The organism is Ruegeria sp. AM7 (assembly GCF_056535965.1).
The window spans coordinates 3499118-3517661 of record NZ_JBQFJE010000003.1; the positions used below are offsets into that span (position 1 = coordinate 3499118).

Consider the following 18544-nt stretch of genomic DNA (forward strand, 5'->3'; position numbering starts at 1 on the left):
GGATATGGATGGCTCCATGAAACTGAACGAGGGGGCGGCAAACGCCCCCTTCTACCTGCCCCAAGGCGATGAATGCGACGTCTTCTGCGCTGCGTACAACAACGACCTGCCGGTTCTTCTGAAAGGCCCGACAGGCTGCGGCAAAACCCGCTTTGTGGCTCATATGGCCGCCAAGCTTGGCCGCCCGCTTTATACTGTGGCCTGCCATGACGATCTGGCGGCTGCCGACCTGATCGGCCGCTACCTGCTGAAGGGCGGCGAAACCGTCTGGGTTGATGGCCCTCTGACCCGCGCGGTGCGCGAAGGGGCGATCTGCTACCTTGATGAGGTGGTCGAAGCCCGCAAAGACGTGACCGTCGTGCTGCACCCGCTGACCGACGACCGGCGCATCCTGCCGATCGACCGCACTGGCGAAGAGCTTGAGGCCGCACCCGGTTTCATGTTGGTCGCATCCTATAACCCCGGATACCAGAATATCCTGAAAACCCTGAAACCCTCGACCCGGCAGCGGTTTATTTCGCTGGAGTTCGACTTCCCGTCGCCTGAAATGGAGGCCGAAGTTGTCGCAAGGGAAAGTGGCCTGCCGCTGGAACGCTGCAAGCCGCTGATCCGGCTGGCGAACAAGTTGCGCGGGCTCAAGGGTCAGGACCTTGAGGAAGGCGTCTCCACCCGTCTGGTTGTCTATGCCGCGACGCTGATCGCACAGGGCATGCCCACCGACCGCGCCATCCTTGCCGCTATGGTTGAACCTCTGACGGATGATGAGGACATCAAACGCGGGCTCCTCGATCTTGTCACGGCTGTCTTTGGGTGAGGCCGGCCGATGGTCAAGATCGATTTTGAGCCATGGGAACCCGAAGAAACGATCGGGAAACTGTGGCACACCCTTGCCAGCCGTCTCGATGCACCTTTGGTGCATGATGGAGCCGCGGTCGACCTTTCTGAGGTCGCGGGGCGGCTGGCCGTCCTCTTCCGAGGACTTGGGGGTAGCCCGGGCGTTGAATTGCGTCCGGTCTCACCCGAGATTTCACGCCACCGCCTAAGCTGGCGTCGCAAACTGGCGACCGAGGCCGAGCTGATGCCGCGCGCCTCGTTCGACGGTGAAGTTCTGCGCCTGCCCGACCGGTTGGCGGTCTATCCGCTGCGCGAGGCCAATGGCGCGCTTTATGTCTGGCTGGCCGCCGCAGCGGCCCATGCCGGAACCCGCACGGACGAAACCGACCCGCTACGGGCTGATTTGCGCGCGTTGGCTGCGGCCCGGCAGATGGTCAGGAACACCCTTGAAGACGCCCCCGGCCTGCGCCCGCTATATGCCGAACTGTGCAAGGGCCTGCTGCATCAACGCAACGTCCCCGATCTGCCCCCCGCCGAGGCGGCGGTTGAAAGCATCATCCGCAACATGCTGGGTGATCCCCATCCGCTGTCCGACCGGGCCCGCGCGTATCTGGTCCTTCAGGCTGAGGCCCCGCGCGGCTATCAACCCTTCCGCCCCGTTCCCCTGTGGCCGGATCTGCGCGCGGTTGGATTTTCCGAACATAACGAGGTCGAAAACCCCGATACTGAAGGTGAACCCGAGGAATCCGGCGAAAAAACCCACCGCGCTCGCCGTCGCAAATCGGATCAGGCCGAGCGCAGCGACAGTTTCATCCTGCACAAGTTCGAAGCGATCCTGAGCTGGGCCGAGTTCCTGAATATCAACCGCCGCATCGACGATGACGACCCCGACAACGCCAAGAAAGCCGCCGACGATCAGGAAGAGATCGGGTTGGGCCAGATATCCAAAGCCCCACCCACCAAGCTGAAACTGCATCTCGACCTCGCACCTGAAGACGTGAACCGCGAGCGTCTGTCTGGCCGCATCCTCTATCCCGAATGGGATGTGCGCACCGGTCAGTACCTGCCCGATCACGTGAACGTATTACTCTCCGATGCCGAGATCCGCGAAGATGCCGCCGAATTTGGCAAAGACCCCGCCACCGCCCGCCGCATCCGTGCTGTCAAACGCCAGTTCGAGGCCCTGCGCCCGGGCCGCGTTATGACGCGCGGCCATCTGGATGGCGATCAACTGGATATCGAAGCTGCCGTGCGCGCTGAGGTCGACCGGATGGCCAACGGCGAGGGCAATGAACGTATCTGGATGCAGTCCCGTCCCGAGGCACGCGATCTGGCGGTCTCGATCCTGCTGGATGTCAGCCGCTCTACCGAAAGCGCCGTCACGGGCCGCGCAGTGATCGACATCGAACGCGAGGCGCTGACCGCCCTGGCGTGGGGGCTGAACGCTTGCGGTGACGATTTCGCCATCCACGCCTTCAGTTCGCTAAAACGCCAGCGCGTTTATGTACAGAGGTGCAAACGGTTTGATGAACCGATGGGCACGCTGGTTGAACAACGTGTCGCCTCGCTGCGCCCCGGCCACTATACGCGGTTGGGGGCAGCGGTCCGCCATTGCTCGGCCGATCTGGCGGCGCAATCGCGCAAACGGCGGTTGCTGCTGGTGATCACCGATGGCAAGCCCAACGATCTGGACCACTATGAAGGCCGCCACGGGATCGAAGACACCCGCCAGGCCGTGCACGAGGCGCGCCGTGCCGGGCAATCGGTCTTTGGCGTCACCATCGACAAAACCGGCAAAGGCTGGTTCCCGCGCATGTTCGGGCAGGGGGGCTTTGCCGTCATCCCCGACCCGCATCGCCTGACCATGGCGCTGCCGCAGATCTACCGCCAACTGGTCGGAGCATGAGCGACAGCGCGTTGATCGACGACCTTCCGGGCGAATTGCTGATGTGGGTGCTGATCGTCTCGGAACTGCTGGTCTTCGGTGCGGGGCTGATCGCCTTCATGGGCGTGCGCCTGACCGATCCCGCGGGCTTTGCCGAGGCGCAGTCGCATCTGCACCGCACGGGTGCCGCGCTAAATACGGGGGTTCTGGTAACATCGGGCTATCTGGCGGCGATGGCGTTGCATTGGCGACAGACAACGCGCCAGGGTGCTGCGCGATTGGCGCTGATCGCGGCGGCGATGTTGGGCGTTGTGTTCCTGATCATCAAAGGGGCCGAATATGCCGACAAGGCCGCGCAGGGGATCAGTTTCGAGACCCATCCGTTTTTCCTGTTCTACTACCTGCTGACCGGCTTTCACGCGGCGCATGTACTGGCTGGCGTGCTGATCCTGGTGCTGGTGGCATGGCGCGATGACCCGCGTAACATCGAAGCGGGCGCGCAATTCTGGCATATGGTCGATCTTGTCTGGATCATGCTGTTTCCGGTCATCTACCTGCTGGGATGAAGGGGGCGCACGGATATCACCTGACGCGCGCATGGCTTGCCCTGCTGGCGCTCAGCCTTGGGTCTGCAGCACTGACAGTGCTGCATCTGCCTGCGGCGGTTTTGGGCGCGGGTATCCTGCTGCTGGCGCTGATCAAGGCCCGCGTGATCCTGGCGCACTATCTGGACCTGACGCATAGCCCAGCGTGGTTGCGTGGCTTTACCGCTGTGTTTACCGCGTTTTCGGTTCTGATCTTTGCGCTTTCCCTGATCTGACACAAGAAAAAGCCGCCCCGCAGGACGGCCCTTTCCAAGCGAGGGGCGCTTTGGATTACTGTGCCGCCATCGGCATCCGCGCGATTTGGCAACGCTGCCAAAGGGCGGACAGCGCGCCGACCAGATGGTCGATATCTTCATCCGTATGCACGGGCGAGGGCGTGATCCGCAAACGTTCGGTGCCTTTGGGGACGGTGGGATAGTTGATCGGCTGGATATAGATGCCGAACTCCTCCAACAGCGTGTCCGAGATGAACTTGCATTTCACCGGGTCACCCACCAACACCGGAATGATATGGCTGGGGTTGGGCAGATGCGGGATACCTTCGGCGTCTAGCCGCGCTCGGACCTGCGAGACGCGGGCTTTTTGCAGGTTGCGTTCCAAACTCGACTGTTTCAGATGCCGGATTGAGGCCGCAGCCCCTGCCGCAATCGACGGGGGCAGGGCGGTGGTAAAGATGAACCCGCTGGCAAAGCTGCGTACGAAATCGCACAAGCTGGCCGAGGCCGCGACATAGCCGCCCACTACGCCAAACGCCTTGCCTAGGGTGCCCTCGATCACGGTCAGGCGATCCATCAGCCCTTCGCGCTCGGCAATGCCGCCGCCGCGGGGGCCGTACAGGCCAACGGCGTGGACCTCATCCAGATAAGTCATCGCACCGAATTTATCGGCCAGATCACAGACTTCCTTGATAGGAGCGATATCGCCATCCATCGAATAGACCGATTCAAAGGCGATCAGCTTGGGGGCGTGGGGATCGGCTGCGGCCAGCTTGGCCTCAAGATCTTCAAGGTCGTTATGTTTCCAGATCACCTTCTGCGCCCGTGAGTGGCGGATGCCTTCGATCATCGAGGCATGGTTCAACGCATCAGAGAAAACAATCAGACCAGGGATTTTCGCAGCCAGCGTCCCCAACGCCGCCCAGTTCGAAACATAACCCGAGGTGAACAAAAGCGCCGCCTCTTTGCCATGCAGATCGGCTAGTTCCGCCTCAAGTAATACGTGGTCATGGGTGGTACCCGAGATATTGCGCGTACCACCTGCGCCCGCGCCGCAGCGATCCAGCGCATCATGCATGGCGCTGATAACCGCAGGGTGCTGACCCATGCCTAGATAATCGTTCGAGCACCAGATCCGCACGTTGCGCTGGGTTGACCCGTCCGTCTGGCGCGCGTTCGGGAATGACCCACAGCGGCGTTGCAAATCTATGAAAACGCGGTAGTTTCCCTCGCTCCGAAGATCATCAAGGCTCTGAGTGAAAAATCGCTCGTAATCCATTTGACGGGCTCCCGATATTACTGGCTTTGGACCGAAGATAGGTCAGGCGCATGTGTCACGACATGACTATTGTCAAGTTAACCCGGTATCATAGGTTTGACGCGGCCGCTTCAGATTGACATAGCTTAAGAACAGTATCGGCAGGTCTTGGGTTTTAGGCTGCAGAAAATGATATCGGGGGAGTTTTCGTGCCACATCAAGCACAAAAGGCAATCGCGCGTCAGTCGCTTTTGCTGCGCAGTTTTCCGGATCAGCACGTCGAAACGCTGCTGAGCCACGCGATATGGCGGCAGTACGATCGGGGCGAGACAATCTTTTTGCAGGAAGAAACCGCAAAAGCCGTTCATGTCGTCATAGCCGGTTGGGTCAAGCTTTTCCGCATGACGCCTAACGGTGCCGAGGCCGTCGTCAGCGTTTTCAAACGCGGTGACAGTTTCGGCGAGGCGGTGGCCTTGCGAAACGTACCATACCCTGTTTCAGCCGAAGCCGTGTCAAACTGTGAAGTGATGCATATTCCCAGCCCGGTCCTGATCTCGTTGATGAAAGAGGACCCTGAAATCGGAATTTCCATCCTGGCGTCCACATTTACGCACCTGCATTCGTTGGTCGCTCAGCTCGAACAGCTCAAGGCTCAAACTGGCGCACAGCGGGTTGCTGAGTTCTTGTTGAATCTTTGCGACAGCGATGAGGGTGGTTGCGAGGTGTCACTGCCATATGACAAGATGCTGATCGCCGGTCGTTTGGGAATGAAGCCCGAGAGCCTCAGCCGCGCGTTTTCAAGGTTGAAATCTGTTGGTGTGCAGATCGATCGAAACCACGCTGAAATTTCGGACATCGACGCGCTTCGCAGATATGTTGAGGACGAGCCTCATGGCGGAAATCAGAGGTAAGCTAAATTATGTTAAATTATTGGTCATTTTTGATCACTGGACGTGGCCAACGAATACCGATCCTGAACGTCCGTAACAAACGCAACCAAAGTAATTTGCAGACCATCGCTTAGACTCTTGAGCGTGGCCAAACTTGGTTGATGCTTTCGACTTTCCAACAGCGAGATGTATCGAATGCTAACCCCTGCGCGATGCGCGAGTTCTTCCTGAGAAAGACCGGCAGATGTCCGAACCGCTCTAGGGTAAGGATTCATAACCAGTATATGACGGTTTCCGCGAGTGTGATGGCTGATAGGAAGACCTTTGGGCAACGGTCGTAGCGTGTCGCCACGCGCCTCCAATCCTTGAGCCTGCCGAACATGATCTCAATCCGGTTACGCCGTTTGTATCGGCGTTTGTCGTATTTGACCGGCGTCTTGCGTTGCTTTCGACCGGAGATGCAAGCGCGTATTCCCTTGTCTTTCAACGCGTCTCGGAACCAGTTGGCATCATAGCCGCGATCCCCGAGCAGCCAGTCCACATTTGGTATGCTGCTGGGCAGTGCCCGAGCACCGATGTAATCACTAACCTGGCCAGCGGCGACAAAGAGGTTCAATGGCCGCCCTTTGCTGTCACATATGGCGTGCAATTTTGTATTCATGCCGCCTTTGGTTCTGCCAATCAGGCGGCCACGCCCCCCCTTTTTGACGCCCAAACTGGACGCTGTACGATGGGCCTTTAGATATGTGGCGTCGATCATAGCCGTTTTCTTTTCACCGTGCTCAGCAGCCAGACCGGCCATCATCCGCGCAAAGATGTCTTTCTCGCTCCAACGCTTCCACCGGCTGTAGAGCGTTTTGTGAGGTCCGTATTCCTTTGGGGCGTCCCGCCAGCGCAACCCATTGCGATTGATGAAGATAACCCTGCTCAACACCCGTTTATCATCGACCCGTGGCTTGCCATGCGACTTCGGGAAGAAAGGGGAAAGCTTGGCCATCTGCTCATCTGTAAGCCAATAAAGGTCGCTCATTTCAACGCCCCGTTTTCGGAGCTGTGAATCACGCAGCGCAACGAAACTCAATGCACCCTGACCCTAAGGCCATACCCGAGGTCGGTTTTGGGACGTCCTCAAAGCTCACTGGGGCCGTTGGACTTAGGTCTCTATATAACTTCCGTGTCCACAGCCGCACGCAACGCACCGAGAACAAACGCCTGAATCTCCCATACAGCTGACATCGCTCTGAGAAACGCGACCCAGGTCGACAGTAGCTCTGCGCCATAGCAAGTCTATCACACGGAACCGTCGCCGACCTGGGTCGTTTTAGCGTCAAGTGATGGAGAGCTTAGCCCCCGTTCGAGTTGGCCAGCGCAGGCTGGGCGAAATCGTTGGCGGGTGGCGTCAAGTCTACTGCGCCAGTGCCCGGCATCAATTCGAACCCAAGATCAAACTGGTCGAGTGTCGCGGCCAGCTGGGCTACGATCTCAATATCACCCTCAGATGCGGCTGTGCCATCGGCCAGCAGATCCACCAGTCGGGCCTCGCCCGTCATCACTTTTTCGAGATCCGCGCGGTTCAGGCTGATGGACAGATCCGCATTCTCCGCCTTTTGGTCCACAATATGGGTCAGAGTGGCGTTGCTCATCTCGATGACGATATTCTCGTCGCGGTCCGGGATCGCCAGATTGATGGTAAAGTTCAGATCGACGGCCTTGGCGCTGTTGACGCGAATGCCCAGGAAATCCAGCCACATTGTGGTTTGCATCGCGCGGATCGTGTCCGGGCCGGTGGTCTCGGTGGTTGCACCTTGAGGAATACCATTGCGCAGCTCATAGGCCGCAGCCAGGAACGAGTTGCGAACCGACGGGCTTTCCTTTTGATACCCGATCTGTTCGAACGCATCCGCCAGCAGATCTTTGGCCGCGGTGTTGTCGGGCTCTGCATAGACCAGCTTGTTCAGGATCTCAGTCGCGTGATGGTATTTCCCTGCGTCGAACAGCTCTTGGCCCTTGGTCAGGATCGGCCTGGCGCCGCCCATCATCTCGACATACAGCGGGGCGCTGTCTTTTGGTGAGAGCGGGATCAGCGTGGTCGGGTTGGCATCCCAATAGCCCAGATAGCGGTTGATCACCGCGCGGCTGTTGTGCTCGACCGAGCCGTGATAGCTGCGCGCCGACCACTGGTTTTGCAGGCTTTGCGGCACTTCATAGACGTTGTGGACCTCGTTGATGGTCACGCCTTTATTGGCCAAGTTCAAGACACCGTTGTTGAGGTTGGCATAGGTGTCGCGTTGCGCCCGCATCACTTCCTGAATGCGGTCGTTGCCAAAACGCGGCCAGGAGTGGGAGGAGAACATCAGTTCGGCATCTTGCCCAAACTCATAGAGCGCATCGTTGATGTGCTTGGACCAGCTCAGCGCATCCCGCACCAGCGCGCCGCGCAGGGTATAGATGTTGTGGATAGTGCCGGTGATATTCTCGGCCGCCCAAAACGCCTTGAGGTCGGGGAAATAGGTGTTCATCTCGGCAGGTGCTTCGGTGCCAGGCGTGTTCTGGAAGACCATGCGGACACCGTCGATGGTGATCTCTTCGTAATCGTCCGAGACATAGCGTGTCGGCTCGATCAGGCCGGTGGTGCCAGCCGAGATGTTTTTGCCGATCGACTGATCCACATGCCCGTGCGGATCGCGCGGCAGCAGGACACCGTATTGGAAGAACAGGCGACGGTTCATGACGTTGCCCGCATAAACGTTCTCGGAAACCGCATGCTCCATGAAACCTTCCGGCGCGATAACCTCGACCCCGTTTGCGACGTCCTCATCGGTGATGACGCCACGGACACCGCCGTAGTGATCTGCGTGGGAATGCGAGTAGATCACCGCTTTGACAGGCAGCTCGCCCACTGTGTCATTGACCAGTTTCAAGGCAGCCGCTGCGGTTTCCTTGGACGCCAGCGGATCAAAGACGATCCAGCCGGTCTCGCCTCGGATGAACGAGATGTTGGCCAAGTCAAAACCGCGGACTTGATAGATCTGGCCTTCGAGAATTTCAAACAGGCCGTAGTTCATGTTCAAAATCGCCTGACGCTGAAGCGACGGGTGGATGGAGTCAAACTCTTGCCCTTCTTCCAGCAAGAAACCATAGCTGCCGATATCCCAGGCAACTGTACCGTCCTCGGTCAGAATCTGCGTAAAGTCCGGGGTTGCGATCAGTCCTTTGCGGCTTTCTTCAAAGTCGCGCTTGTCCTCAAACGGAAGAGAGCCGCGCATCCGCTCCTGAAATTCAACTGTAAAATCAGAAGGCATCTTGCCCTTGGGGTCAAAATGCTCCTGTGCGGCAGCGGCACCTACTGTCGATATTGCAAATGCGGCACTGAGTACGAAACTATGTCGTCGTGGCATGTTCTTCTGGCTCCTGTCGAAATGAAATAAGAAGACGAAAGCACCAAGAGAGCAGCACCAATAAACCAGATCACGAGGCAGAATCTGGTTGTTCGTTTGGAACGGCACAGTGTTAAACATTCAAAAAGCTGCTTTCTTGGCGCTTTGTCAGTTGCCTTTCTGGCAAACTGCCCGCCCGTGTGACCTGTAAAACCCGAGTTGAGAAGTGCGAACATGTTGCAACCTGTTGCTGATCCCATGTATGACCGCCGCCTAAGTGGTCTGGGTGTCTGGTTTGTAGAGACTTTCGCAGGGTGAGGTTCTTTGGGTGGACTTTTCGGAAAATGATATCCGAGCGCAGCTGAGCCGGCTTCTGACACATCAGGATTTCACCGCCACGCCACTGCGCCGCGCGTTTCTTTCCTATATTGTGGATGAGTATCTGGCCGGTCGCGCCGACCAGATCAAAGGCGTGTCGATCGCCATGTCTGTTTTTGGCCGGGATGAAACCTTCGATCAGCAGGTCGATCCGGTTGTCCGCACTGAAGCCCGGCGTTTGCGTCAGGATATTGCCGGTTACTATGCCGGGCCCGGCCGAGATGATCCCATTCGGCTGACCATTCCCAAGGGTGGCTATGCCCCACGGTTTGAGAGCGCCGCACCGACGCAAGAAGCGCCCTCAGCCGCCCCTGTCACGCCTGTTGTACCCACCCGCAGCCCTCAGCGCTTTCTCAAGCTTGGATTGGGGTTTTCCGGGGCTTTGGCAATGTGCGCCTTGGTCTGGGCTTTTGTGTTCGGATTGCCCACAAGAGCACCTCAACCCGCACTCCAGTCGTTGCCGCAGGGGCCGGTGATCGCCGTGCTGCCATTTGAAACTTTAGGCGAAGGCCCGGACTTTTTCGCGGACGGCATTACACATCAACTGACAAGCGAGCTTGTCCGGTTCCGTGACATCTGGGTGCTCCCCCTGAACAGCGTCCAGCGCTTTTTGCAAGGCGATACAGATTCACAGGCTTTGCGCGAGGAGTTCAACGCGGATTTCGCGCTGGAAGGAAGTGTCGTAGACAAGGGCGACACAGTGATGTTGTCTGCCCGTCTCATCGACCTCAAGAACCAGCGCTACATCTGGGTCCATGATTACACTGTTGGCAGCGCCCCCAGCGAAATCTACGCCGCGCAAGACATGGTCATACAGGATGTGATCGGAAAAATCGCGGGCAAATACGGGGTGCTGACCCTAGATGCGATGAAGACCGCCGCGCGCACCCCACCCAGCAACCGTGATGCCTATGACTGTGTGCTGAACTACTACAATTACCAAATCACAATCGACCTGGAACGTCACAACGCAACTCAGGCCTGCATCTTAAGTGCGCTAGAGCAAAGCCCTGACTACGCCGAAGCCTGGGCGGTGTTGTCCAACCTGTATCTTCAGCAGATCCGCTTTGGCCTTGGGGGGCAGCGCGAGGAGGTAATCGCAGCCGCAGATGCGGCCGCGCGCCGGGCGGTGGAGATTGATCCGAACCTGGCTGCGGGACATTTGATGCTGGCTAATATGCGCTTTGTGCTCGGCGACATCCAAGGGTTCCGTCAAGCTGGCGAGGCCGCAGTTGAACTGAGTCCAAATGACGCTGCCGTGCTGGCACATTACGGCATGAGACTGGCCTTTAGCGGGGCATGGGACGAAGGGCTGGCCATCGTCGATCGCGCCATTGCGTTAAACCCCGTACATCCGCACTGGTACTACCTCCCGCGGGTCTTTTACGAGTTTGATCAGGGAAACTATCAGCAGGCCCTGACCATTCTGGATCAGATTGACATGCCGAACTTCTTTTGGACCCATCTCTGGAGTGCCGCCCTGAATGGAGAGTTGGGGCGCAAAGAAGCGGCCGAGGTCTCTTTGAGAACACTGTACGCGCTGCAGCCAAATTTTGCGTCTGAGGCGCCCAGTATTTTGTCAATCTGGCAATTGGAGCAACCGTTTCAGAAGAAGCTGCTGAACAGCCTTCGCAAGGCTGGTCTCGAGATTGAAGCATAACGCCATCTGGCTGAGAGACTTCGTCGAGACCCGGGATGCGGGCGCGTTACGGTTCATGGCGCGACGGCGCGCGAAATCTCATTTTTTTGCAGACATCCACTTTAACGAACCCCAGATTTCGGAGCTGCCGCGAAAGTCCGGTCTGACTGGCTGCGCTGCTGCATGAGTGGGGGCGGTGACATGTCGGCTCTGGGCCGGTTGAAGACACTCAGGTAGTTTCTTCCTTCTGCGCCTCTACAGATTAGCCAGCGTATCAAGGTGCATGACCCTAGGTCGACTGAACAAGATTGAGCTGGCCGCCTAAGCCAATTTCTCGTCTTTTACCTGCTACAGATACACGTAGAAGCCATGTACGTCCGCCATTGGGGGTGATTTGCATCAAGAGGCCTGACACTCCTCCCACTGCGACAGTGGAGTTTCCGGCGCTGCCCAGATGCTTCAATCTCTTCACATCAAGCGCAGACAGTTCTTTCGCTACTTTTGGCATACATACCCCTCAACTTACCTGCCAAACGTACTGATAGCAGTTGCGACAAGGTGCAATGGGTTGTAGCGGAAAATTCATGAAATATATTTATTATCAATAGGTTGTGGCATTAATTGACATCCGATGCGTCGACAAAATGGCTGTCTTCGCCTCCGCCATCAACACAGAATGTGTGTGCTCTTCTGCCTATTTTTATGGTTTCTTGTGGATCGAGTTGATCACAACGCGACATTCCAACCCGCCCAGCACCTTTGATCTGCCCAGATCCAGCTTGGCTCCGTATGCATTGAGCAAATCGACCGCAATCGCCAACCCCAGTCCCGTTCCAGCGACAGAGGTGTCTAGTCGCCCGCCTGATCGAAGAGCTTCGCGTCGGTCATCCTCGGGGATACCCGGTCCGTCGTCTTCGATATGAATTTCAATACTGTTCCTTTTGGCCATCGCCGAAACACGCACAGTTTGACGACACCATTTGACAGCGTTGTCCATCAAATTACCCAAGACTTCCTCGATGTCCTGGGGATCCATCCGTACCCAAAGGTTTTTTTGTCGGATGACTTCGAGCTCTTTGCCGTCACGTTCGGCCATGCGAGAAAACAGGCGTGACAGCCGGTCCACTGAATTGGACAGATCTGCGCGCGAATGGCTAAGTTCGGCTGTGTTCATAGCCCTCATTCGTGCCAATGAACGACTGAGTTGAGCGTCTATCCTGTCCAGTGCTTCCTGCGCGGTGTCGATCGTGGCGCCATGTTCAGCAAGGCTGCTCAATTCATTGCGAAGGATCGCTGTCGGCGTCTTGAGCGCATGCGCGAGGTCGGCAGTTTGTCGACGCGACCCTGATACAATATCCCGATTACGCCTTGAAAGTTTGTTGAGGTCGTCGACCAATGGCGACACCTCATCAGGATAGTCGTCAGGCTTGAGCCCCTCATCCGTGTCCCAGCGATGTGCAACATCTGTGCGAAGTTTGCGAAGAGGACCCATGATCGCAGACATCAAAAGCAAAGATCCGGCGACCCCAATCAGGCCCACCAGAGTAAACACCGGCAGCAGGCTGCGCTGTGCGGCCCGACGTTCGGCAATGAGCTCGTCGCGACTCTCGGCTACACTGACGCCCCATACGGTTCCGTCCTCGTACGAGATCTCCTGATAGATACTGCGCAGAGCCTCACCTTCAGGGCCGGTTGTGTTCCAGAAGGTTGCAGACGCCGTGGCAACGACAGGTTCCGCGATGGTTTCATCGAACAGAGAAGCCGAGGTGAAAACCTCATCCCTTCTGTTGGTCACCTGCCAATACCGTCCTGAATAAGGTGTGCCATAGGCCGGATCGAACATCAGATCCTGCAATGCATCCGGGTTGTCTGTCGTTACACTTAGCCCGACAACGAGCTGCGTGTGGCGGTCACGCAGATTGGAGTCAAATTGATCCGAGACCCTTGAGTTGATGTAGGATAAAACTGCCAAAGTGCCCACCGCAACCGAGATGGCACCCGTGGCAACGCCGCCCAGCAGGGCTCGTTCCCGTAGTGACAGCATCAGGCGCTGTCGATCATATAGCCGCGCCCGCGTACGGTTTTGATCAGTTCGGGACCCAGCTTTTTTCGAAGACGTGTGATGAAGACAGCGATCGTATTCGAATCCCGATCACCATCATATTCGTAAATATGCTCGGAAAGTTCGGTGCGCGAGATCAGACGGCCCCGGTTATGCGCCAGATAGGTCAGCACAGCAATTTCCTGTGCAGTCAGATCAACCGGAACATCTTTCGCGGTTACTCGTCCGTTTTTGGTATCCAGTGACACACCCCCCATCTCGATCAGGGGATTAAGCTGCCCGCTTTGTCGCCGCAGGATCGCACGCACCCTGGCTGCCAGCTCGGGCATATGGAAGGGTTTGGTCATGTAGTCGTCGGCGCCAGCATCCAGACCGTCGACCCGTTCGCTCCAGCCATCCCGTGCAGTAAGGATCAGCACCGGGGTCTTGACGCCGTTCGCGCGCCATTCCCGCAAAACCGAGATACCGTCCCGTTCCGGCAGACCGACGTCCAAAACGATCACGTCGTACGGTTCAGTTGATCCAAGATGAAGCGCCTCAAGCCCATTGTGCGCTACGTCCACAACCCGGCCTTCGGCGTTCAGAAGTTTTTTGACCTGAGCGCAAAGATGCGGCTCATCCTCTGCAAGCAATACTCTCATAGGTGAAAACTACAATGCTTCGGCGAAATGTTCATCGGTTATCTTTCGCGTCCGCCATTTCCGTTGCCGTTGCCGCCGGAGTTACCACCGCCGCTGTTGCCGCCGCCGGAGTTACCACCGCCGCTGTTGCCGCCGCCGGAGTTACCACCGCCGCTGTTGCCGCCGCCGGAGTTACCACCGCCGCTGTTGCCGCCGCCGGAGTTACCACCGCCGCTGTTGCCGCCGCCGGAGTTACCACCGCCGCTGTTGCCGCCGCCGGAGTTACCACCGCCGCTGTTGCCGCCGCCGGAGTTACCACCGCCGCTGTTGCCGCCGCCGGAGTTACCACCGCCGCTGTTGCCACCACCGGAGTTACCGCCGCCGGAATTGCCATTACCATTACCACCGGAGTTGCCACCGCCGGAGTTGCCGTTACCACCGGAATTACCATTACCACCGGAGTTGCCTTTGCCGTTTCCACCGGCATTGTTGTTCCCGCTGTTGGCCCGGATTCCAGCTTGGCTTTTAGAATTGGCCGATTTGCCGGTATTCGCCTGAGCCGCTTCGCGTATTTGCCGACCAACACTAGATCGATTCGACACGACAACGCCGGTCTGGGCATCAACAATAACACTTATAATGCTGCCGTTAGGTTTTTTGACCAGAATCCGGTAGTAGACCCTGTCCGTCTGAAACGCGCGTGCGTCCACAGGAGTGCCGCCAAACACTTTTTCAACACCGCGAATTACTCTTTTCAACCGAATTGCACTGCCAGTCTTTGTCGCCTGGCGTAACTCGGATTGCTTAAGTTCGCGCGCGTCAGCAAACCCCTCACCAGTCATGAGAAGGGTTGCAAAAAGCGTTACTGCTACAAGCTTTAACATCACGGTCACTGTCTTTGCGTAGATCACCCTAAAGATTAATTAATTCTATGTGAACTAGTGATGAACAAACAGTTTTTCGTGTGTTCAGTGTGCATCATGTCAAATGCAATCAAAGGGGTGATTCTGCCTCTGGCGACTAAGTGGGGGCTGTCGTTCGGAATATTTCGATCCGCGAGGGCCAAAGTAAATGAACATGAAGATCAAGACGACAAACCTCCTGAAAGCTTCTGCTGTTGCCGTGGCCTTAGTTGGCTCTGCTGCTGTTGTTATGACGGTCGCGGTGCCTGAACCCGCCTTTGCCAAAGGGGGGCAAGGCAATGGCGGGGGCAACGGTGGCGGTAAAGGCAATGGCGGCGGTAACGGTGGAGAAAAAGGTAACAGCGGCAAAGGGAATGGCGGCCAAGGCGCAGGCAAAAATGATGGCGCAAAGGGTAAAGGGGGACTCAACCGTAGCGGTAAGAAAACCGCAGGGTCGGGAAGTAAGTCGCTTGGGGGAAAAGGCTTCTCTTTGAAGGATTTTTTCCAAGGCAATAAGTCGTCCAAGAAATCGTCCAAGTCCAGCCGTTCCGTATCCTCTGGCTCTCGGCAGAAAGATGCGGTGACCGAAGTGACAACATCTGTTCGGCCACAGGGCCGCAGCAAAAAGGTCAAAGCGTCCGAGCTTCTTCAGGCCCATCCTTCTGAACTTGGTGCCTTGAATGCGGCCAATGCCAGCCCGACAGCGTTGTTGAATGCCTCTCCGAATTCCCGTGTCGGCCGGATCGCAATCTATCGTGATACCGTGCTGGCCGGTTTTGCCCTCGAAGAGGATCTGGAAGAAGCGATCGAAACGCTTGCGGGCCTGGAACAGCCCGATCGTACAACCGATGAGATCGAAGATGCGCTTGATGAAGCGCAGCAAAATGTCGACGAGAAACAAGAGGTTGTCGACGGTCTGGAACAAGACCTGGCGGATGCCGGTGGTGAGGATGAAGCAATCGAAGAGGCGTTGGGCATTGCAGAAGCAGAGCTTGCGGAAGCCATAAACGAGGAGCAGGAAATTGCGGATGAGTTGCAGGATGCTGTCGACTACAACGATGCGGTTGCAGAAGTTGAAGATCTAACTGAGCAGGTTGAACAGCAGCCAGACCTGGAGCGTGAGGCGCTTGAAGATGCAGCGAACAAACCTGTAACCGACGAAGTGGAGGCGACGGTGCGAGCCATGCTCGGGCTCGAATAAGACATGATCTCATTGCCCTGAATCTCACGGAGGCAACGAGAGCCGGGCCAGCCTTTATCATCCACCTACAAAACATTGGCTGGCCCGGTAATCGACTAATGGATTTGAACTGAAGACGAAAAGGATCGCGCACCCGTACTCACTCTAGGCGCGAATTAGAGCCCGCTCTTATTATGAGCGGGCTTTTCCCTTTTTTGGGGGCGAGCAGCGCCAGAATGTTGGTTCGAAATCACTTGGGCGCGGCGGGTTTATTTTCTTCCTGAAACCGCATTTCTCTGACGATGCCCGCAAGCGTAATGTTGATCGGAGGAAAACGTTCACGACCTCGCATTCCCACCGCAGGGCTGCTGTTGCACCTGACCGACTTAAATGTGTATCGCTCGACCGAAGACCATGGTGTTGCAATCAATATGGCAGACTTTGTCATGTTATTCCCTTTGCAGAATATCGGGGTGATCAAGGTGTGCAGATTCAATTAATATGAATTGTGCCAAAATCTGATTGAATGAAGTGCGAATACATTATTCAACTTCTGTTAAAGTTGTCGCTGAAATGAGAACAACTCCACTATAATTCGCCGAATCGACGCAGCCGTTCCCAGCATTGGCAAATAGGCTTTGGCTCCCGGGAATAGTCCAATTGTTCCAGCCCGCCCCAAAGTTCGCAATCTTCGAGCTTTTTTTCCAGAGTGTGAATTGAAAATGAACCGATCAGGGGGATTCTCAATGCAGTGTGAATTCATTTAAATTCTTGTTATTGAACGACTATTTAGAACCTTTTTCTGCAGGAAATCTTCGTTAATTTTCAGTTCATTTCACATTCATTTATTGTAATCTAAACACCCGATTTGTGGCAAATTGGGGACAAAATCTCAGGCAATGGTGAAAAAAATTTACGTTGCCCCGGAGATTCAAATGCCCAGAATTCGGACTCGAAGACAACTGAACTCAATTTTAAGTGGTCCTTCTAAAAAGGGACGTTTCGCCACTGGCGAAGATGGCGCTTTGACGATTTTTGCGCTTTTCGTCTTTCTCATGTTGCTGGCCGCTACGGGAATCGCAGTTGATGTCGCCAACTATGAGCGCGACCGCGTTAAGCTACAGTGGGTTCTTGACAATGCGGTGCTTGCCGCCGCCAACCTCGAGCAGACACTGCCACCAGAGGAAGTGGTTAATGCGCATCTGGCGGCGCAGGGGCTGTCGGAGTACCAAAGCTCAGTAGCTGTTCAAGAGGCGTTTCAGGACCGGACGGTCGCCGCAGCGATCGGGGCAGAATACGATACAAAATTCATGCGCCTGAGTGGTATCGACTCTATTCCTTTGGGTATCGGAGCCGCGGCCAATGAAGCTGCGCCCCATACCGAGATCTCATTGGTGCTGGATATTTCGGGCAGTATGGGCAGCAACAACCGTGTCGACTTGATGCAAGCTGCCGCCAAGGCGTTCATCACCAAAAGTCTTAGCCGAAATGAAGACCCCACAACGGGGACCAAGGCGGACAAACAGACTTCGATCAGCGTCATTCCTTTCGCGGGTCAAACGAATCCTGGCGAAACGATGTTTGAATATCTTGGCGGTGAACGCTTTGGGACGACAACCGAAGAAAACTATTTCCCGGAATGGAAGCAGGACATTTCCAACGTTGTGTTCTGGTTCGATACCGATGGTAACAATAACCCGGATTTCTCGGTCAAGATTGACAGCTTTCCTGACAACGAAACCGATCTGTTCAACAAGGACGATGTAGATACCTATTACCACTACGTTCGTGACTTCATCGTAAAGAACTCGAACGAGTTGCCCGATACTGCCGAACTGGTTGGCGCTTCGATCAAGGGTGGGCGGCAGCAAACTACGTATTTCAGCATCACAGGCGCTGAAGAAACCAGTTCGACAAAATTCAATCAGGTGGATATCGAACTTCAGTACTCGGACTTCCACAACTATGTAGGAACCATTCCGAACAACGAATCCTCTTGCCTGGAATTGTCTTACTCCGATTTCATGACATCACAACTGCCATCCGGCTCGACCGAGCAGGTGCCGTATTTCGTGAATTGGGACTATGACGAGACCACGCAGAACTGGGGTTGGTGCCCGGATGACGAGATGAGCATCAAATACGCTCAGAACGACGAGGTCACTCTGCACAGCTTTATTGACAACCTGCGTCTGTTCGACGGCACTGGCACCAATTACAGCCTGAAATATGCGCTGGCTCTGCTTGATCCGTCCTCGCGCGATGCCTTTGCCTATCTCAGCACCATGGGTGAGGTTCCGGCTGAATTCGCGAATCGTCCCCTAAACTGGGATCATGAGGACACGTCGAAATACATCGTCATCATGACCGATGGCCGGACCAGCCCGCAGGTTCGCCCCGCTGATGAAATGGAAGAAGAAAACGGTCTGACCGAGCTGGTCTCGCGCCCGTCCGAAGACACGACCATTACATCGTCACAGGTGACCAACTTGCAGCTGTTCAAACAGCAGTGTGAGCTGGCCAAGGCGAACAACGTGATCATCTATGCGGTTGCGTTTGAAACTTCAGATCAGGCGGCGGCCGAGGTCAAGGCATGCGCCTCGTCGCCTTCGCACTACTACGAGGTTACCGGCGAAGAGATCATCGACTCGTTTGTGTCGATTGCCGGTTCCATCCAGAAGCTGCGGCTGATCCAGTAA

General features: G+C 56.3%; 15 protein-coding genes. 8 read left to right on the forward strand and 7 right to left on the reverse strand.

Going from position 1 to position 18544, the window contains the following annotated elements:
- The first annotated feature begins 4 nt into the window (after nt 1-4).
- Genes ACR3EG_RS21385 through ACR3EG_RS21400 form a run of 4 tightly spaced genes read left to right on the forward strand, consistent with a single transcriptional unit; the run spans nt 5 to nt 3539 of the window.
- Entirely contained in the window at nt 5-814 is an 810-nt protein-coding gene (locus tag ACR3EG_RS21385; RefSeq protein WP_480498233.1) for an AAA family ATPase, read from the forward strand.
- A 9-nt stretch (nt 815-823) separates the two neighbouring features.
- Nucleotides 824-2740 carry a nitric oxide reductase activation protein NorD gene (locus ACR3EG_RS21390; protein WP_480498231.1) on the forward strand — a complete coding sequence of 639 codons (1917 nt, stop codon included), beginning with the start codon at nt 824-826 and terminating at the stop codon, nt 2738-2740.
- Nucleotides 2737-3285: a cytochrome c oxidase subunit 3 gene (locus ACR3EG_RS21395; RefSeq protein ID WP_480498229.1), complete on the forward strand. Its 549-nt coding sequence runs from the start codon at nt 2737-2739 to the stop codon at nt 3283-3285. Before ACR3EG_RS21390 ends, ACR3EG_RS21395 begins: the two co-directional genes overlap by 4 nt.
- Nucleotides 3282-3539 carry a cytochrome C oxidase subunit IV family protein gene (locus tag ACR3EG_RS21400; RefSeq protein WP_480498227.1) on the forward strand — a complete coding sequence of 86 codons (258 nt, stop codon included), beginning with the start codon at nt 3282-3284 and terminating at the stop codon, nt 3537-3539. The genes ACR3EG_RS21395 and ACR3EG_RS21400 overlap by 4 nt, the downstream gene beginning before the upstream one ends.
- 55 nt (nt 3540-3594) lie before the next feature.
- Here the strand turns inward: ACR3EG_RS21400 and hemA are convergent, their stop codons facing one another.
- On the reverse strand, nt 3595-4818 hold the full coding sequence (hemA, locus tag ACR3EG_RS21405) for a 5-aminolevulinate synthase (protein WP_480498225.1): 1224 nt from the start codon (nt 4816-4818) through the stop codon (nt 3595-3597).
- A gap of 188 nt (nt 4819-5006) precedes the next feature.
- Between hemA and ACR3EG_RS21410 the strand changes: the two genes are divergently transcribed.
- Entirely contained in the window at nt 5007-5708 is a 702-nt protein-coding gene (locus tag ACR3EG_RS21410) for a Crp/Fnr family transcriptional regulator (protein WP_480498223.1), read from the forward strand.
- Nucleotides 5709-5731: 23 nt separating this feature from the next.
- On the opposite strand, the gene ACR3EG_RS21415 is transcribed toward ACR3EG_RS21410, so the two are convergent.
- The 3 genes from ACR3EG_RS21415 to ACR3EG_RS21425 all read right to left on the reverse strand — a co-directional run bounded on the left by ACR3EG_RS21415 (nt 5732) and on the right by ACR3EG_RS21425 (nt 9085).
- A complete protein-coding gene (locus ACR3EG_RS21415) occupies nt 5732-5962 on the reverse strand; it encodes a helix-turn-helix domain-containing protein (protein WP_480498398.1) in 231 nt (76 codons plus the stop codon).
- The gene (locus ACR3EG_RS21420; RefSeq protein ID WP_480947586.1) at nt 5959-6717 is read right to left on the reverse strand and encodes an IS5 family transposase; all 759 of its coding nucleotides are present in this window, start codon (nt 6715-6717) and stop codon (nt 5959-5961) included. The genes ACR3EG_RS21415 and ACR3EG_RS21420 overlap by 4 nt, the downstream gene beginning before the upstream one ends.
- Nucleotides 6718-7030: 313 nt before the next feature.
- The gene (locus ACR3EG_RS21425; protein ID WP_480498650.1) at nt 7031-9085 is read right to left on the reverse strand and encodes an alkyl/aryl-sulfatase; all 2055 of its coding nucleotides are present in this window, start codon (nt 9083-9085) and stop codon (nt 7031-7033) included.
- 307 nt (nt 9086-9392) lie between these two features.
- On the opposite strand from ACR3EG_RS21425, the gene ACR3EG_RS21430 reads away from it, so the two are divergent.
- Nucleotides 9393-11102 (forward strand): tetratricopeptide repeat protein, encoded by a 1710-nt coding sequence (locus tag ACR3EG_RS21430; protein ID WP_480498652.1) that lies wholly within the window; start codon nt 9393-9395, stop codon nt 11100-11102.
- Between the two features lie 679 nt (nt 11103-11781).
- Here ACR3EG_RS21430 and ACR3EG_RS21435 read toward each other — a convergent pair.
- Genes ACR3EG_RS21435 through ACR3EG_RS21445 form a run of 3 tightly spaced genes read right to left on the reverse strand, consistent with a single transcriptional unit; the run spans nt 11782 to nt 14647 of the window.
- Nucleotides 11782-13125 (reverse strand): sensor histidine kinase, encoded by a 1344-nt coding sequence (locus ACR3EG_RS21435; protein ID WP_480498654.1) that lies wholly within the window; start codon nt 13123-13125, stop codon nt 11782-11784.
- Nucleotides 13125-13784 carry a response regulator transcription factor gene (locus ACR3EG_RS21440; protein ID WP_209195433.1) on the reverse strand — a complete coding sequence of 220 codons (660 nt, stop codon included), beginning with the start codon at nt 13782-13784 and terminating at the stop codon, nt 13125-13127. Before ACR3EG_RS21440 ends, ACR3EG_RS21435 begins: the two co-directional genes overlap by 1 nt.
- A 38-nt stretch (nt 13785-13822) precedes the next feature.
- Nucleotides 13823-14647 (reverse strand): PepSY domain-containing protein, encoded by an 825-nt coding sequence (locus ACR3EG_RS21445; RefSeq protein WP_480947589.1) that lies wholly within the window; start codon nt 14645-14647, stop codon nt 13823-13825.
- A gap of 187 nt (nt 14648-14834) precedes the next feature.
- On the opposite strand from ACR3EG_RS21445, the gene ACR3EG_RS21450 reads away from it, so the two are divergent.
- On the forward strand, nt 14835-15866 hold the full coding sequence (locus ACR3EG_RS21450; protein WP_480496587.1) for a hypothetical protein: 1032 nt from the start codon (nt 14835-14837) through the stop codon (nt 15864-15866).
- A 914-nt stretch (nt 15867-16780) separates the two neighbouring features.
- Nucleotides 16781-18544, forward strand: coding sequence for a pilus assembly protein TadG-related protein (locus ACR3EG_RS21455; protein WP_480545822.1), 1764 nt, complete (start codon nt 16781-16783; stop codon nt 18542-18544).

Excerpts from the sequence above, each read along its gene's own strand:
- ACR3EG_RS21400 (WP_480498227.1), top strand. The coding sequence starts at position 3,282 with ATGAAGGGGGCGCACGGATATCACCTGACGCGCGCATGGCTTGCCCTG.
- hemA (WP_480498225.1), bottom strand. The coding sequence starts at position 4,818 with ATGGATTACGAGCGATTTTTCACTCAGAGCCTTGATGATCTTCGGAGC.
- ACR3EG_RS21425 (WP_480498650.1), bottom strand. The coding sequence starts at position 9,085 with ATGCCACGACGACATAGTTTCGTACTCAGTGCCGCATTTGCAATATCG.
- ACR3EG_RS21455 (WP_480545822.1), top strand. The coding sequence starts at position 16,781 with ATGCCCAGAATTCGGACTCGAAGACAACTGAACTCAATTTTAAGTGGT.
- ACR3EG_RS21435 (WP_480498654.1), bottom strand. The coding sequence starts at position 13,125 with ATGCTGTCACTACGGGAACGAGCCCTGCTGGGCGGCGTTGCCACGGGT.
- ACR3EG_RS21445 (WP_480947589.1), bottom strand. The coding sequence starts at position 14,647 with ATGTTAAAGCTTGTAGCAGTAACGCTTTTTGCAACCCTTCTCATGACT.
- ACR3EG_RS21385 (WP_480498233.1), top strand. The coding sequence starts at position 5 with ATGGATGGCTCCATGAAACTGAACGAGGGGGCGGCAAACGCCCCCTTC.
- ACR3EG_RS21440 (WP_209195433.1), bottom strand. The coding sequence starts at position 13,784 with ATGAGAGTATTGCTTGCAGAGGATGAGCCGCATCTTTGCGCTCAGGTC.
- ACR3EG_RS21450 (WP_480496587.1), top strand. The coding sequence starts at position 14,835 with ATGAACATGAAGATCAAGACGACAAACCTCCTGAAAGCTTCTGCTGTT.
- ACR3EG_RS21415 (WP_480498398.1), bottom strand. The coding sequence starts at position 5,962 with ATGAATCCTTACCCTAGAGCGGTTCGGACATCTGCCGGTCTTTCTCAG.
- ACR3EG_RS21420 (WP_480947586.1), bottom strand. The coding sequence starts at position 6,717 with ATGAGCGACCTTTATTGGCTTACAGATGAGCAGATGGCCAAGCTTTCC.
- ACR3EG_RS21390 (WP_480498231.1), top strand. The coding sequence starts at position 824 with ATGGTCAAGATCGATTTTGAGCCATGGGAACCCGAAGAAACGATCGGG.
- ACR3EG_RS21395 (WP_480498229.1), top strand. The coding sequence starts at position 2,737 with ATGAGCGACAGCGCGTTGATCGACGACCTTCCGGGCGAATTGCTGATG.